Genomic DNA, 15,545 nt, shown 5'->3' with positions numbered 1-15,545 from the left:
CGCCCGGAGAGGGGCGCTCAGACATCGGGTGGCTGTGGCCGCCACATGGTTGACACCGGAACATGAGCAGGCCAAACTTGCACTCAACCTACTGGTAAGACCAGTTAACTGGAGTCTTCTTCGGGACGGCCTGTCGGCCGCGTCAAGTCTTCGGACTCCGCCCGTCCGACCGCCGCGCCGCCCAGCAGATGTCATGAGTGCGGACCCGCTGCCGGTGCGGCGCACGTTCGAATCTCCATGCAAAGGAGCGTCCTGGATGACCAACGCCTCTCCGTGTCCGCCGTCCGCGAACGGTACTTTCCAAGGCAAGATCGGCACGACCTACGAGGAGTCCACCCCGTGGTGGCCCGATCAGCAGGCGCCCCCCGAGGGCACGCCCAATGTCGTGGTGATCGTGCTCGACGACGTCGGCTTCTCCGACCTCGGCTGCTTCGGCTCGGACATCGACACCCCGGCCATGGACGCCCTCGCCACCGGCGGCCTTCGCTACGCCAACTTCCACACCACCACGCTGTGCTCGCCGACCCGTGCCTCCCTGCTGACCGGCCGGAACCACCACTCCGTCGGTATGCGCATGCTGTCCAACTTCGACACGGGCTTCCCCAGCGGCCGCGGACAGATCACCAAGTCCGCCGCGATACTGCCCGAGGTGCTGCGCGACGCCGGCTTCAACACCATGGCCGTGGGCAAGTGGCACCTGGCGCCGATGGAGCAGACCACCGCCTCCGGGCCGTACACCCAGTGGCCGCTGTCCCGCGGGTTCGAGCGCTACTACGGATTCCTGGAAGCCGAGACGGACAGTTTCTATCCGGAGCTGTTCCACGACAACCACGCCGTGGATCCGCCGAAGAGCCCGGAAGAGGGCTACCACCTCAGTGAGGACATCGTCGACCGGGCGATCGATTTCGTCAGGGACCAGACGTCGGTCACTCCGGAGAAGCCCTTCTTCATGTACATGGCCTTCGGCGCGGCGCACGCCCCGCACCAGGCCCCCCAGGAATACCTGGAGAAGTACCGGGGCCGGTTCGACCACGGCTGGGACGTCGAGCGCGCCACCCGGCACGCCCGCCAGATCGAACGGGGCATCCTGCCAGAGGGCACCGAACTGGCGCCGCACAACCCCGGGGTCCTTCCCTGGGACGAACTGTCGGACGACGAGAAGAAGCTGTCCGCACGCCTCCAGGAAGCCTACGCGGCGATGGTCGACCACACCGACCACCACATCGGCCGGTTCATGGAATTCCTGGAGCAGATAGGCCGGATGGAGAACACCATCACCATCCTGCTCTCGGACAACGGGGCCAGCCAGGAAGGCGGGCAGCAGGGTTCGATCAACCCCACCGCGTATCAGAACGGTTTGCCCGAGGACTTCGAGGAGATGCTCGCGCGGATCGATGAGATCGGCACCACGCGCGCTCACGCCAACTACCCCTGGGGTTGGGCGCAGGCGGGCAACACGCCGTTCAAGCGCTACAAGCAGAACACCCACGAAGGCGGCGTCCGCTGCCCGCTCATCGTGAACTGGCCTCAGGGGCTGCCGCGTACCGGCGAGATCAGGCAGCAGTTCCACCATGTCAGCGACATCGCCCCGACCCTCTTCGAACTGCTCGGTCTGGAAGCTCCCGCGGTCTACAACGGCATCCCGCAAATGCCGATCCACGGTGTCAGCATGGGCTACACCTTCGACTCGCCGACCGCGCCGACGCGCAAGGAAGCCCAGCACTTCGAGATGTTCGGGCACCGCGCGATCTGGCACGACGGCTGGAAGGCCGTCGCCTACCACGAACGCGGAACGTCCTTCGACGACGACCAGTGGGAGCTCTACCACCACGACACCGACTTCTCGGAATGCAACGATCTGGCGCAGACGCGGCCCGAGCAACTACAGAAGATGATCTCCCGCTTCTGGGTGGAAGCAGGAAAATACGATGTGCTGCCGCTGGACGACCAAGGGTTCGCCCTCCGGGCGAAGATTCCGCGTCCCGGCTCTCCGCGCAAGCGCACCACCTTCACCTACTACCCCGGCATGGCTCATCTGCCCGGTGCCGCGGTACCACCGGTGATGAACCGCGCACACCGTATCACCGCGTTCGTCGACCGGGCCACCGCGTCGGACGAGGGTGTCCTGGTGTCCCTGGGCAACATCAGCAGCGGATACGTCCTGTACGTCAAGGACAACCGGCTGGTCTACGAGTACAACTTCCTCGGCACCCGGTACACGGTGACCTCGGAGGAAGAACTCCCGACCGGCCCGGCGGAGCTGACCTTCGAATTCGTCAAGACCGGTGACATGCAGGGCGTTGGACATCTGTACGTGTCAGGAAGGCCGGTCGGCGAAGAGGTCATTCCGCGGGTCCTCCCGCACTTCTTCGGATGGCAGGGCCTCGACGTCGGCCGGGACACCCTGTCGCCCTCCTCACCGAGCTATGACGGCGAATTCGCGTTCACCGGGAAGTTCGAGAAGCTCGTCTTCACGGTCGCGCCGGACGAGGAGGGCGAGGAACCCTTCGAGCGAATCGACTGATTCGCTCCCGCTCACCTCCTCCAGTTCCAGGCACCCAAAGGAGCAGCGATGACACTTGCGCCACTTTCCCTCGACGCGGTCAGGCGAGCCGCGGAGAACGCCGGGCTCACGATGGACGACGACGAGCTCCGGATGATGCTCACCCTCGGACAGGGCGCGCTCCGGGCGTGCGAGCGGCTGGATGAGGTGAGCGGCCACCAACCGCCGGTCCGCTACCCCAGGGCGGGTTCGCGGCGGCCGGACGCGGAGGACAATCCGCTGAACGCGTGGGCAGTCCGCTGCGATGTGCGAGGGGCCGCCACCGGGCGGCTGGCGGGCCGGACCGTGGCGCTGAAGGACATGATCCCGGTGGCCGGCGTTCCGATGGGCGGTGGGTCCCAGCTGCTGCGGGGACACACACCCTCCTACGACGCGACCATCGTCACCCGGGTACTTGACGCCGGCGGCCGGATCACCGGCATCGGGACGACAGAAGACCTGTGCCTGTCGGGTGCGAGCGTCTCCTCCGCCGACGGGTTCGTCCGCAACCCGTGGGATACCTCGCGATCCGCCGGAGGCTCCTCCAGCGGCGTCGCGGCACTGGTCGCCAGTGGTGCCTGTGACATCGGAATCGGCGCCGACCAGGGCGGTTCGATCCGGATCCCGGCTGCGCAGTGCGGTATCTACGGGCTGAAGCCCACCTACGGCCTGGTGCCGTACACCGGCTGCCTGCCGATTGATCCCAGCGTCGACCACGTAGGGCCGATGGCGAGGACCGCCCGGGACCTCGCGGCGCTGCTCGAAGTGATCGCGGGTTTCGACGGCGGTCTCGACCCGCGCCAGCGGTCGCGGACCACCGTACCGGCATACGGCGAAATGCTGGGGGATTCGCTGCGGGGGCTTCGCGTGGGCGTGCTCGCGGAGGGATTCACCGCCGGTGAGGCGCAGAGCGCCGTTGATGAGACCGTACGGGCGCGCGTGGCGCTGCTGGCCTCGCTCGGTGCCGAGATCGTGGACGTCTCGGCGCCGCTGCACTCCTACGCGATGGACATCCACTCCTCGGTGCTGCTCCAGGGCGGGGCGCAGTTCATGCTGAAGGGCAACGCGATCGGGCTGCCCGGCAAGGGGTTCTACGACGCCGAGGTGGCGTTGGCGGCGGCCCGTGGCCGGGCGCTCCACTCCGATCTGCTGTTCGCCAGCGTCAAGTATGCGGCGGCCGTCGGCGGTTACCTGTGGGATGTCTACGGTGGCCACTACTACGCCAAGGCGCAGAACCTGGCGATACGCCTGCGTCAGCAGTACGACCAGCTGCTCGAGGACGTCGATGTCCTCGCCCTGCCCACCGTGCGCACCACGGCGCCGCCGCTGCCCGATGCCGACGCCTCGGTGGTCGAGCTGACCGAACTGGCCCTCGACCCCGGACTCATCGCGAACACCTGCGCGTTCAACCACACCGGACACCCCGCGTTGAACGTCCCCGCCGGTCTGGTCGACGGTCTACCGGTCGGCATGATGCTCGCGGGCCGCCACGGTGATGACGGGGTGCTCATCCGCGCGGCGCACGCACTGGAGCTGAACCACGGTCTGGCCGACGTTCCGCCCGGGCGAGCGGCGGACGGCGCCGACGCCCCGCTCGCCCGGACCTGACGCCGCGATCCGCGGGAGCGATCAGCGTCATGGTTCGTTCCCGCCGCTCGGCGGACAGCCCGCCCCCGGGCCGACGGTGCCTCGCTCCTGGCACCGCGGCCCGGGGGCGGGCTGTTTCGGTCTGCTGATCCACCGGCCGGTATCCGATCCGGTGACCGCGCGGCACACGGGCTGCCGTTGCGTACCGCTCTGATGTCGGCGGCCGTGAGCCGTCAAGGGCCCCTCCGCCCTTCAACGGGCAGAGGGGCCCCTGAGGCCTCCGGCTCTCTTCCGGGGTGAACCGCGCCGGATCGGCGGGCAAGGACCCGCCGGCGTCCGGTCAGTTGGGCGGTGTGAAGCGTCCGTCGATCGCCGTCCAGCCTCCGTCCACGAAGAGCTGGCTCCCCGTGACGAAGGAAGACGCGTCCGACGCGAGGTAGACGACGGCGCCGGCCAACTCGTCGGCCCGGGACCAGCGGCCCAGGGCGCTCTTGCTGGCGTAGGCCTCCGACCACTCCGGCACCGCCCGGATCTGCGCGGTCAGCGGGGTGTCCACGACACCCGGAGCGATGGTGTTCACCCGCACACCCGACGGACCCAGCTCGGCCGCGGCGGTCCGCAGCAGCTGGACGAGCCCGGCCTTCGTGGCCGCGTACACCCCCTGCCCCGGCTCGACGGCCACCGCGCGGATCGAGCTGAAGCCGATGATGCTTCCCCCGCCACGCTCGGCCATGCCACGGCCGAACGCCCGCACCAGGTCGAAGGACGCGCGCAGATTGAGCGCCACGACCCGCTCGAATTCCTCCGTCGTGTAGTCGAGCAGGGGCTTGCGCACGTTCGTCGCGGCCGTGAAGACGAGCACGTCGATGGGCCCGATCTCCTCGGCGGCCCGTGCGACCGCCTCGCCGTCGAGCACGTCGAGGGTGTATGGGACAAGGCCTGGGCCCATCGACGCCGACTCCTCGGCCGCCGTCAGATCGCGGTCGGCGCACACCACCGTGGCGCCGTGCGCGGCGAGCGCCAGGGCGCTCTCGCGGCCGATTCCGCTGCCCGCGCCCACCACGACGGCCTTGCGGCCGTCGAGCCTGAACAGGCGGGAGTAAGCGTCCAGCGCATCGGTGTGGTCCTGTGCTTGCAAGGTGGTCCTCACGGCTTCTTTGTGGTCGGGCGAATCACTGCCATACGGGTGACGGTGAGCTCTTCGATGGCGAACCTCGGGCCCTCCCGTCCGGCCCCGGAGTCCTTCACACCGCCGTACGGCATGACATCGGACCGGAATCCGGGAACCTCGTTGATGACCACTCCGCCCACCTCCAGGCGGTCGAGAGCGGCGAACGCGGTGTCGAGGGCGCTGGTGTAGACGCTCGCGTGGAGTCCGTAGCGCGAGTCGTTGACCAGGTCGAGGGCGGTGTCCAGGTCGGGGACGGACCGTACCGCGACCACGGGGCCGAAGACCTCCTCGTCCCAGACGGGGAGGGCACGGTCCACGTCGACGAGCACGGTGGGCTCGATCACCCCGTCGGCGACCCCGCCTCCGGCCGCCAGGGACGCACCCGCCTCCACCGCCTGCTCCACCCACGCGCACACGCGCTCGGTCGACCGCTTGTCGATGAGTGCCGAGACTCTCGTCGCCGCGTCGCGCGGGTCGCCCACGGTCACCTGGGCCACTCGTTCCGTCAAGCGGGCCACGAACTCCTCCCGCACCGAGTCCACCACGATGACCCGCTGCACGCTGATGCACGCCTGGCCGGACCCGTAGTACCCGCCGCGCACCACCGCGTCGGCGGCGGCGTCGAGGTCGGCGTCGGCGGCCACCACCAAGGCGGCGTTGGAGCCGAGTTCGAGCAGCACCTTGGTGGGTGCCGCGTCCCGGGCGATCTGGTGGCCCACCGCGGCGGAACCGGTGAAGGAGACCGCCCCGATCCGGCGGTCGGTGGTCAGCGCGACGCCCACCTCGGGGCCGCCGGTCACCAACTGGACGGCGGCCTGCGGCGCGCCGGCGGCGCGCAGTGCCTCGCGGAGGAGGTGCACCAGCCACAGGGTGGCCAGCGGGGTCTGCGGGGCGGGTTTGGCGATGACCGGGCAGCCGGCGGCCAGCGACGGCGCGACCTTGTGCGCGGCGAGCAGCAGCGGGTAGTTGAAGCCCGCGATGCCCACCACCACGCCGATCGGCTTGCGGGTCCAGAAGCCGAGCAGCCCCTCGCCCGACGGCAGCAGGTCCAGCGGCACGGTTTCCCCGTGCAGCCGGGCCACTTCCTCGGCCGCCGTCAGCAGGGTCAGCAGGGTGCGGTCCACCTCGACCCGGCAGTCGACCAGCGGCTTTCCGGTCTCCAGGACCAGCAGCCGTTCGAAGTCCGCGCGTCGGGAGGCGATGGCCTCGTGCGTGGCGAGCAGTGCCGCCCTGCGGGTGTGCGAGGGGAGCCGCCCGACCTGTTCGCGGACCGCGACGGCCGCGTCCAGGGCCTGGCGGGCGAGACCGGTGTCCCCGACGGGGGCACGGGCGACGAGCGTCCCGTCGTAGGGGAAACGGACGTCCTCGGTGGCGGGCGCCTCGACCCAGTGGTCGCCGATGGGAAGACCTTCGGGAAACTCCCTCACCACGGGGGATTCGCCGACGGCGGGTTTGACATGGGTGGTCACGGTCGCTACTCCCGGTTGAGGTCGGCCGCCGACACTCCGGACAGTGCCCTGTCCAGAGTCGGAACGGCGGCGATCAGCCTGCGTGTGTAGGAATGCTGTGGGTCCTCGTACACCTGCTCGGTGGACCCGGTCTCCACGATCTGCCCGGCGTGCATGACCGCGACCCGGTCGCACACATGGCGGACCACGGACAGATCGTGGGAGACGAAGACCAGCGTGAGGGACAGCTCGTCGACGAGGTCGGCGATGAGGTTGAGCACCTGGGCCCGTACGGACACGTCCAGGGCGCTCACCGGCTCATCGGCCACGATGATCTTCGGACGGGGGGCGAGGGCGCGCGCGATCGAGATGCGCTGCCGCTGGCCACCGGAGAACTGGTGCGGATACCGGTTCGCCGCGTCGGCCCGCAGGCCGACGGCCTCGAGCAACTCGGCCACCCGCTCCTTGCGGTTCTGGTGCCCCTGCGCGACGAGCGGCTCGGCCACGATGTCGCCGACGCGCATCCGCGGGTCCAGCGCACTCATCGGGTCCTGGAACACGAGTTGGAGCCGCTCGCGGACGAACCGCAGCTGCCGCTCACGGAGCCCGGTGATGTCCCGGCCGTCGATCGCGACGCTACCGCTGGTGGGTTGGTCGAGTCCGGCGAGGATCCGCAGCAGGGTCGACTTGCCGCACCCCGACTCGCCGACGATGCCGAACCGTTGCCCCTGGGGGACGGCGAAGCTGACGCCGCGCAGGGCGTGCACCGGCGGGCTGGGGCGGCGCAACGAGGCACGGGGCCGCCGGTAGTCGCGTGTGACGTCGCGGACGCTGATGGCGTCCACCGCGCCGGTCCGCGGCTCGGGCGCGAGGGGGGCGCTGGTGGGCTGCTCAGCCACGGCCGGCCTCCTGGTTCGTAGATATGGCGGTCCCGCGTGCGCCGCTCTCGGCTACCGGGTGGAAACAGGCGTAGCCGGAGTCCGGTCCGGTCGGCACCCAGTCCGGCCGGGTGGCGCATGCCTCGGTCGCGTGAGCACACCTGTTTCTGAACACGCATCCGGCGGGGAACCGGCCCGCCGGCGGAACCGATCCGGGAATCGTGGCCAGCCGGCCGCGGTCGTCGACGGCGGTCAGGTCCGACGCGCCGATCAGACCCCGGGTGTAGCGGTGCCGGGGGCGCGTGAACACCTCCTGGACCGGCCCGGACTCGACCACCCGCCCGCCGTACATGACCATGACCCGCTCGCAGGCGGTGGCCACCACGGCCAGGTCGTGGGTGATGAAGAGCATGGCCGACCTGCGGTCCTGGACGCCCCGCACGATCAGGTCGAGCACCCGCGCCTGCACCGTGACGTCGAGCGCGGTGGTCGGTTCGTCGCAGACCAGGAGCGCGGGGTCGTTCGCGAGGGCGATGGCCAGCACCACCCGCTGCCGCTGGCCGCCGGAGAACTGGTGCGGATAGGCGTCCACGGCGGCCGCGGGATCGGGGAGTCCCACCTGGGCGAGCAGTTCCACCGCGGCGGCCCGGGCGGACGCGCGGTCGGGCCTGGTCCGGTGGATCAGCAGCACCTCGGCGATCTGCCGCCCGACCTTCATCGTGGGGTTCAGGGCGGTCATGGGCTCCTGGAAGACCATGGCGATCTCCTTGCCCCGCACCCGGGACATCCGCGCCTCGTCGGCACCCACCAGGTCGTGGCCGACTCCGGCGAGCCGCACCGAACCCGAAGCCCGCAGGCTCTCGGGGAGCAGGCCCATGACGCTCAGCGCGGTCAGCGACTTGCCCGACCCCGACTCACCGATCAGGCCGACCCGTTCACCGGCCCGGATGGTGAAGTCGACATCTTCGACGAGCTTGCGGCCGCGCACCGTGATGCCGAGGTTCCGAACGGTCAGTACATCATCGGGGCGGTCGGGGGAGCCCTGTCCGGAAGCCGATGCCGTGGCAGGTGCAGTATCAGGTGCCGGGGTCATCGGTGGTCCTCCAGCTTGGGGTCGAAACGGTCGCGCAGGCCGTCGCCGAGCAGATTGAATCCGAGCACCACCACCGCGATCGCGATGCCCGGAAACACGGCGAGCCGGGGGGCGACCGACAGCATCTCCTGGCTCTCCTGGAGCATCCGGCCCCAGGAGGGTGTGGGGGGTGGGGTTCCGAAGCCCAGGAAGGACAGCGCGGCTTCGGCGAGTACGGCGATGGCGAAACCGACCGACGCCTGCACGATGACGAGGCTGCTGACGTTGGGCAGGACGTGCCGCAGGCCGATCGAGAACGGCCCGCGGCCCGCCGCGCGCGCGGCGACGACGTATTCGGCCTCCATGACCTGAAGCGTGCCGCCGCGGATCAACCGGGCGTAATGGGGTATGGACGCGATGCCGATGGCGACCATCGCGACCAGTGTGCTGGCGCCGTACACGGCGGCGAACATGATCGCCAACAGGAGCGCCGGGAAGGCGAGAAGCAGGTCGTTGCCGCGCATCAGCAGCTCACCGAGCCAGCCGGGCGACATCCCGGCGATGATTCCGAGCGGCACTCCGACCACGGCGGCGACCCCCACCGCCACGAAGCCGACGAACAGCGTGGTGCGCGAGCCCATCAGGATCTGGCTGAACACATCACGGCCGAATTTGTCCGTGCCGAACCAGTACTCCAGCGACGGCTTCTCCAGCCGCGCCGAGGGGTTCACCAGAGTCGGGTCGTGCGGGGTCCACACGAAGGACAGCAGCGCCAGGCCGAACACGACCATGACGATGAAACCGCCCACCAAGAGGCTGCCCGTCATCGGGCGGCGCCGTCGGCGGTCGTCGGGCGCCGCGGACGCGACGGCCGCTTCCGTGTCCAGAACAGTCATGACGCGCCTCCCCTGAGCCGCGGGTCGATCATCAGATAGATGATGTCCACCAAGAAGTTCACGAGCAGCACCGCCATTGCGATGATCATGACTACGTCCTGCACCATGATGAGATCCCGGTTGGAGACGCTGTCCAGCAGCAGGCTCCCGAGCCCGGGAATGACGAAGACCCGTTCGATGACGACGGCACCCACCAGCAGCGTGGCGAGCTGCAACGCCAGGACGGTGACGACGGGCACCGCCGCGTTCCGCAGGCCGTGCCGCACCAGCGCCTGCATCGGGCGAAGTCCCTTGGCGCGAGCGGTGCGCAGGTAGTCCTCTCGGAGGACATCGAGCACAGCGCTGCGGATATAGCGGGTGAGAACTGCCCCCTGCACCATTCCGAGGGAGAGCACGGGCAGTATCAGCTGTTTGAGGAACAGGACCGGATCCTGCGCCGGGGGTGTCCAGCCGTTCGCCGGAAGCCACCCGAGGCCCACCGCGAACACGGTGATCAGGAGGATGCCCGCGAGGAAGGCCGGGACGGCCACGCCGACTTGGGACAGGGCCGAGAGAACGAGCCCGGAGGGCCTGCGGTGCCGGACGGCCATGAGGATGCCCATGGGCACCGCCAGGATGCAGGCGAGCACCATGCCGGCGCCGACGAGCCACAGGGTGACCTGGAGGCGGTCGGTGATCTGCGGGCCGATCTCCGTGTGGGAGATGTAGGAGGTGCCCGGGTCGAAGGTCACCAGCCCGTGTACCCAGCTGAGGTACTGGGTCACGAACGGGCGGTCGAGCCCGAACTGCTCGCGAAGTTGCGCCACCGCCGTATCCGACGCGCTGGTGCCGAGGGCGACGCGGGCCGGATCACCTGGCAGCACCGCCATGAACGCGAACACCAGAACGGAGCTCACGACAAGGCTGACCAGGAGGACCGCGATCCGCTGGACTAGACGGACGATCATCGGTTGAGGCCGCCTTTCATGACCGGCCCAGGCCGGTGAGATCCATTGACTCGGAGACGTAGTTCACCGGCAGGCCGGTGATGTCCTTGTCCGCCACCGTCAGCATCGGCAGCAGGAACAGCCAGTCGGCCGCGGCGTCCTTGGACAGGAGCCGGGCAGCCGCCCGCATGTAGGTGATCTGCTCCTTCTTGGTGCCCTGGTCCGCCTTCTTTATCAACGCGCGGAATTCAGGGCTGTCGTAGCCGGTGTAGTAGCCCTTGCCCCCGAACACTGTCTGCATGTCTCGGGGCTCCAAATGGCCGATGATGGACATGTCGTAGTCGGCGTTCTTGAATACGGTGCTCAGCCAGGTGGCGGGGAACTCCAACTGGTCGAGCTTGACCTTGAAACCGGCCTGTTCGAGCTGGCTCTTGACCACGGTGCCGCATGCGATGGCATAAGGCAGCGTCGGAATGCGCAGCCGCAACGTACGGCCGGCTTCGCCGGACTCCTTGAGGAGCTTCTTGGCCTTGTCCCGGTCGTACGGATACTGGTTCGTGAGGTTCTGGTACCACGGGTCGGTCGGAGGGACCATGCTGCCGATGAGCTTGCCTCGGCCTCCCCAGCAGGTGTCCATCAGGGCTTTGTGGTCGATGGCGTAGCGGACTGCCTGACGGGCCTTCCGGTTCCGCATCGGGCCCGATTTGTTGTTGAGGGAGAGGACCACCTCGGAGTTGGTCGAGCCCTCGATGACCTTGTACTTCGGATTGTTCTGGAACTGGAACAGAGTATCCGGGGACTGCATATCGTTGATCACGTTGATGGTGCCTGTGAGCAGCGCGTTGTTCAGGGCCGTCGGATCCTTGAAGTACTTGAGGGTGACCGACTTGAAGTGCGGTTCGCGCCCCCAGTAGCCATCACGGCGGGCCAGCGTGATCGAGTCGCCGCGGTTCCACCTCTTCACCACATACGGGCCGGTGCCCACGGGCTCAGTGGCCAGCTTGCTCACGCCGGTCCGGCTGAACATCGCGCCGACGCGGGTGGTCATCCGGTACAGCCAGTCGTTGCTCGGCCTTTTCAGAGTGACCTTCAGTTCGGTGGGGGACACCGCCCGCGCCGTGTCGACGACGTCCATCTGGGTCTTCTGCGCCACCGTCCAGTCGGACGGGACGCGTTCGATGGAGAACTTGGCGTCCTCGGCCGTGAACCGTGCGCCATTGCTGAACCTGGCGTTCTTCACCAGATGGAACGTGTACGTCTTGCGGTCCTTGGACAGACTCCATGACGTGGCCAGTTGAGGCCGTATCCTGCCGGACTGGTCCAGTTTCACCAGGTTCTGATAGACGTTGTAGAGCAGTGCCTGCGGAATGGCGTTACCCGCGGTTTTGGTGAAGTCGAAGTTGGCCGGCTCGGCGGTCAGGCCGATGCTCAGGGAGTTCTTCCCCGCGCTGCCGCCGGTTGCCGTGGAACCGGCCGAGCAGGATGCCAGCAGCAGGCATGCGAGCGTGGCTGCGACCGCCCCGGTACCTCGTGTCGGCCGCCTGTGATCTTTCATGGGTTCTGTTCCTGGCCTTCCATCGCGTGCTGAACCGCTGATGCCACGTCCGCCGTGGTGGCGTTGCCGCCGAGGTCGGCCGTGTGGTGCTTGGTGTCTCGCAAGGCGCCCGCCACCGCGTCGCGGACGCGGCGGGCCGCGCCGGTGTGCCCGAGGTCGTCGAGCAGCATCGCGCCGGAGAGCATGCAGGCCACCGGATTCGCCATGCCCTTCCCGGCGATGTCGGGCGCGGAGCCGTGGACGGGTTCGTAGATGCCCGGCACATCCGCGCCCGGCAGGACGTTGGCGCTGGGTGCCATGCCCATACCGCCGGCCAGCACCGCGGCGAGATCGGAGAGGATGTCGCCGAACAGGTTGCTGGTGAGCAGTACGTCGAGGGACCGCGGGGCCTGGATCATACGGGCGGCCATCGCGTCGACCAGCACGGTTTCCAGCCGGACCTCCGGGTACTGCTCGCCGACCTCGCGCACCACCCGGTCCCACAGCGGATAGCCGTACCGCATCGCGTTGGACTTGGTCACCAGGCACAGGCGCCCCGACCGGCGGCCGGCCAGGGCGAAGGCATGGTGTGCCGCCCGCTCGATGGCGCGCCGGGAGTGCACGGCGACCTCGATGCCGAGGTCGTGTCCGCTCCCGGCGTGCGCCAGCCCGCCGGCGCCGACGTACTCGCCCTCGGTGTTCTCGCGCACGATCACCAGGTCCACGCCATCGGTGTCGCGCACCTTGGTGGGAACGCCGGGGAAGGCGCGGACCGGGCGGAGGTTCACGGCGAGGTCGAGTTGCTGCCGCAGGCCGATGATCAGGCCCCAGATCAGTTCGTGCTCCGGCACATCGGGCCGCCCGACGGCGCCGAACAATACCGCGTCCGTCTGCTTGACGAGGTCGGCCGCGTCGGCCGGCATCGCCGCGCCCTGCCGGAGGAACCGCTCACCTCCCCAGTCGAACGAGGTCACATCGAGCCGGTGTCCGTCGGCCTCCAGCGCCGCCCGGAGCGTGGGCACGGTCGCCGCGACGACCTCCGGGCCGATTCCGTCTCCTGGAATGACCGCGAGCCGCACGACTTTGGTGTCCCGCGTCATGGACGCCACCTTCCGTTATTACTGGCCTGACCAGTAAGCTCACTTGCCAGGTACCGTGACGACTGAAGCTGTTCCTGTCAAGGGTTCGAACACCTCGGGAATGATGAGGGGCACCGCCCAGCGGTAGCTGGGGGGAGGAGGAGAGTGAGAGTGCGCACGGAACAGGACCTGGCCGCCATGCCGGCCGTCGAGATGCTGGCCGGATTCGCCGACGGCACATTGTCGCCGGTCGAGGTCCACGACGCCGTCCAGTCGGTGATCGAGGCGCGCGAGAGCGTGCTCAACGCGTTCTGGGTGCGGGATCCGGACGAATCCCGCAAGGCGGCACTGGCCAGCGAGGCCCGATGGGCGGCGGGGGAACCGCTCGGGCTCATCGACGGCGTGCCCGTGACCCTCAAGGAGAACGTCGCCCGCCGGGGCGTCCCGATGCCCTCGGGCAACGCGGGGACCGAACCGGTCGTCCCCGAGGCGGACGCGCCCATCACCGCGCGGGTCGCCGAATCCGGCGGAGTGATACTGGGATCGACCGTGATGCCGGACTGGGGCATGCTCTCCTCGGGCGTCTCCAGCCGGCACGGCATTACGCGCAGCCCCTGGAACCCCGGCTGGACGACCGGCGGTTCCAGCTCCGGCGCGGGTGCCGCGGCCGCCGGGGGATACGGTCCGCTGCACGTAGGCACCGACATCGGGGGTTCGATCCGGCTGCCGGGCACCTGGCTGGGCCTCGCCACGCTCAAGCCGAGCTACGGTCGGATCCCGCTGGACACCCCGTACCTGGGGCGTGCCGCGGGCCCCATGACCCGCACCGTGGCGGACGCTGCCCTGTTCATGCGTGTCCTGAGCCGGCCCGATCCCCGGGACTGGTCGAGCCTGCCGCCGCAGGACATCGACTGGTCGGCGCTGGACGGCGAGGTGCGCGGACTGCGGGTGGGAGTGCACCTGGACGCCGGCTGCGGGGAGTCGTGCGACGCCGAGATCCTCGACGCGGTGAACCGCGCCGCCGCGGTCTTCGAGGCGGCGGGAGCCGTCGTGGAGCCGGTCGGGGAGTTCATGACCCAAGAGCTCCTGGACGACCTGGATCTGTTCTGGCGGGTGCGGTCCTGGAACGACTTCCGCGCCCTGGAGCCCGAGGCCCGGCTGCGTGTCCACCCCCATATCATCCGGTGGTGTCAGGGGGGCGCCGATGTGCCGGGCACCAGGGTCCTCCAGTGCTACCAGCAGATCATGGGCATCCAGGCGCGGACGGTGGCGGCGACGCTCCCGTACGATCTGGTGCTCTCGCCGGTGGCGCCGGTGGCGGCCTTTCCCGCCGAGCAGCCGATGCCCTTCGCGGGGGACGAGAAGACCATGGCCCACATCGGCTTCACCGCGCCGTACAACATGTCGGGCCAGCCCGCGGCGACCGTCAACTGCGGCTTTACGGCGGACCGCCGTCCCATCGGGGTGCAGATCGCGGGCCGCCGTTTCGACGATCTCGGCGTCCTGAGGGCGGCGGCATGGTACGAACGGAACCGGCCTGCCGAGGCGGTCCCGCACTGGCCGGATGACGCCGATGGGGCGCTCACGGGGGAGAAGACGACATGGACCACGCCCGAAGGGGAGAAGCCTTGAGCGACGGGGCACAGTTCCGGCAGGTCGCGCCGGTACGGCTCTACCAGCGCATCGTCGAGCAGATCGAGCAGGCGATCGTGCGCGGTGACCTGAAGCCCGGTCAACGACTGCCGAGTGAGCGGGAGTTGGTGACGCAGTTCGGGGCCAGCCGTCCCACGGTGCGCGAGGCGCTGCGCGTGCTGGAGAGCGACGGCCTCGTCCGCTCGCGCCCGGGTGATCCGAACGGCCCGGAGATCCTGCCCTACTCGTCGGCCGGCCTGACCAAGCAGATGACCCGGCTCGTCCAGTTCGACAATGTGTCGATGGCCGAACTGATCTCGTTCCGCATGATCCTCGACGGGTCGGCGAGCTCGCTGGCGGCCCGGCTGCGGTCCGAGGAGGAGCTGTCCGCCATGGAACGGACGATCGCCGTCATGTCGGAGGCGATCGAGAAGGGGTACGAGGAGTTCAGCAAGGCCGACGTCGCGTTCCACGAGGCGGTGGCCGTGGCCAGCCGCAACTCCCTCATCGAGGTCTGCAACCAGGTGGTCAGGGGCGCGGTCCTCGGGCTGATCTCGGACAAGGTCGCCCATGCGCACAACAGCGCGGCGCTCATGCGGGAGTCGCTCCGCCACCATCAGGAGGTGCTCGAGGCGATCCGGGCGGGGGACGGCCAGGCGGCGGCACGCATCTCGCGGCGCAAGCTCTACGAGTACTACGCCGGCTACGTCCCCGAGAACGAGCGGGGGCCGCTGCTCGCGCTCGTGGAGGACGAGGAGGGCTGACCCCCGCCGCCGCCCT

Annotated in this window: 12 protein-coding genes; 4 read left to right on the top strand and 8 right to left on the bottom strand. The window is 69.2% G+C overall.

The annotated features are described in order from the left end of the window. The first annotated feature begins 256 nt into the window (after positions 1-256). Positions 257-2,524 carry an arylsulfatase gene (locus ACJX2R_RS03625; protein ID WP_413098716.1) on the top strand — a complete coding sequence of 756 codons (2,268 nt, stop codon included), beginning with the start codon at positions 257-259 and terminating at the stop codon, positions 2,522-2,524. A 48-nt stretch (positions 2,525-2,572) separates the two neighbouring features. Beyond that, on the top strand, positions 2,573-4,150 hold the full coding sequence (locus tag ACJX2R_RS03620) for an amidase (protein ID WP_413098715.1): 1,578 nt from the start codon (positions 2,573-2,575) through the stop codon (positions 4,148-4,150). A gap of 319 nt (positions 4,151-4,469) precedes the next feature. On the opposite strand, the gene ACJX2R_RS03615 is transcribed toward ACJX2R_RS03620, so the two are convergent. The 8 genes from ACJX2R_RS03615 to ACJX2R_RS03580 are packed head-to-tail and all read right to left on the bottom strand — an operon-like array spanning position 4,470 to position 13,154. Next, the gene (locus tag ACJX2R_RS03615) at positions 4,470-5,267 is read right to left on the bottom strand and encodes an SDR family NAD(P)-dependent oxidoreductase (RefSeq protein WP_413105764.1); all 798 of its coding nucleotides are present in this window, start codon (positions 5,265-5,267) and stop codon (positions 4,470-4,472) included. A gap of 8 nt (positions 5,268-5,275) precedes the next feature. Further along, a complete protein-coding gene (locus ACJX2R_RS03610; RefSeq protein ID WP_413098714.1) occupies positions 5,276-6,769 on the bottom strand; it encodes an aldehyde dehydrogenase family protein in 1,494 nt (497 codons plus the stop codon). A 5-nt stretch (positions 6,770-6,774) separates the two neighbouring features. After that, the gene (locus tag ACJX2R_RS03605) at positions 6,775-7,647 is read right to left on the bottom strand and encodes an ATP-binding cassette domain-containing protein (RefSeq protein WP_413098713.1); all 873 of its coding nucleotides are present in this window, start codon (positions 7,645-7,647) and stop codon (positions 6,775-6,777) included. Then, positions 7,640-8,719 carry an ABC transporter ATP-binding protein gene (locus ACJX2R_RS03600; RefSeq protein WP_413098712.1) on the bottom strand — a complete coding sequence of 360 codons (1,080 nt, stop codon included), beginning with the start codon at positions 8,717-8,719 and terminating at the stop codon, positions 7,640-7,642. Before ACJX2R_RS03600 ends, ACJX2R_RS03605 begins: the two co-directional genes overlap by 8 nt. Next, positions 8,716-9,594, bottom strand: a complete 879-nt coding sequence (locus tag ACJX2R_RS03595; protein ID WP_413098711.1) for an ABC transporter permease — start codon at positions 9,592-9,594, stop codon at positions 8,716-8,718. Before ACJX2R_RS03595 ends, ACJX2R_RS03600 begins: the two co-directional genes overlap by 4 nt. Then, positions 9,591-10,541, bottom strand: coding sequence for an ABC transporter permease (locus ACJX2R_RS03590; RefSeq protein WP_413098710.1), 951 nt, complete (start codon positions 10,539-10,541; stop codon positions 9,591-9,593). The genes ACJX2R_RS03595 and ACJX2R_RS03590 overlap by 4 nt, the downstream gene beginning before the upstream one ends. A 16-nt stretch (positions 10,542-10,557) precedes the next feature. Continuing rightward, positions 10,558-12,075 (bottom strand): ABC transporter substrate-binding protein, encoded by a 1,518-nt coding sequence (locus ACJX2R_RS03585; protein ID WP_413098709.1) that lies wholly within the window; start codon positions 12,073-12,075, stop codon positions 10,558-10,560. Next, on the bottom strand, positions 12,072-13,154 hold the full coding sequence (locus ACJX2R_RS03580) for an isocitrate/isopropylmalate dehydrogenase family protein (RefSeq protein ID WP_413098708.1): 1,083 nt from the start codon (positions 13,152-13,154) through the stop codon (positions 12,072-12,074). Before ACJX2R_RS03580 ends, ACJX2R_RS03585 begins: the two co-directional genes overlap by 4 nt. A 150-nt stretch (positions 13,155-13,304) precedes the next feature. Here ACJX2R_RS03580 and ACJX2R_RS03575 point away from each other — a divergent pair, with 150 nt between their 5' ends. After that, the gene (locus ACJX2R_RS03575; protein WP_413098707.1) at positions 13,305-14,765 is read left to right on the top strand and encodes an amidase; all 1,461 of its coding nucleotides are present in this window, start codon (positions 13,305-13,307) and stop codon (positions 14,763-14,765) included. Beyond that, positions 14,762-15,529, top strand: a complete 768-nt coding sequence (locus ACJX2R_RS03570) for a FadR/GntR family transcriptional regulator (RefSeq protein WP_262698457.1) — start codon at positions 14,762-14,764, stop codon at positions 15,527-15,529. Before ACJX2R_RS03575 ends, ACJX2R_RS03570 begins: the two co-directional genes overlap by 4 nt. Positions 15,530-15,545: the final 16 nt, after the last annotated feature.

This window comes from Streptomyces sp. Inha503, from assembly GCF_047215865.1.
In the GTDB taxonomy this organism is placed as follows: domain Bacteria; phylum Actinomycetota; class Actinomycetes; order Streptomycetales; family Streptomycetaceae; genus Streptomyces; species Streptomyces lycopersici.
This window is presented reverse-complemented; position numbering and strand designations above follow the sequence as displayed.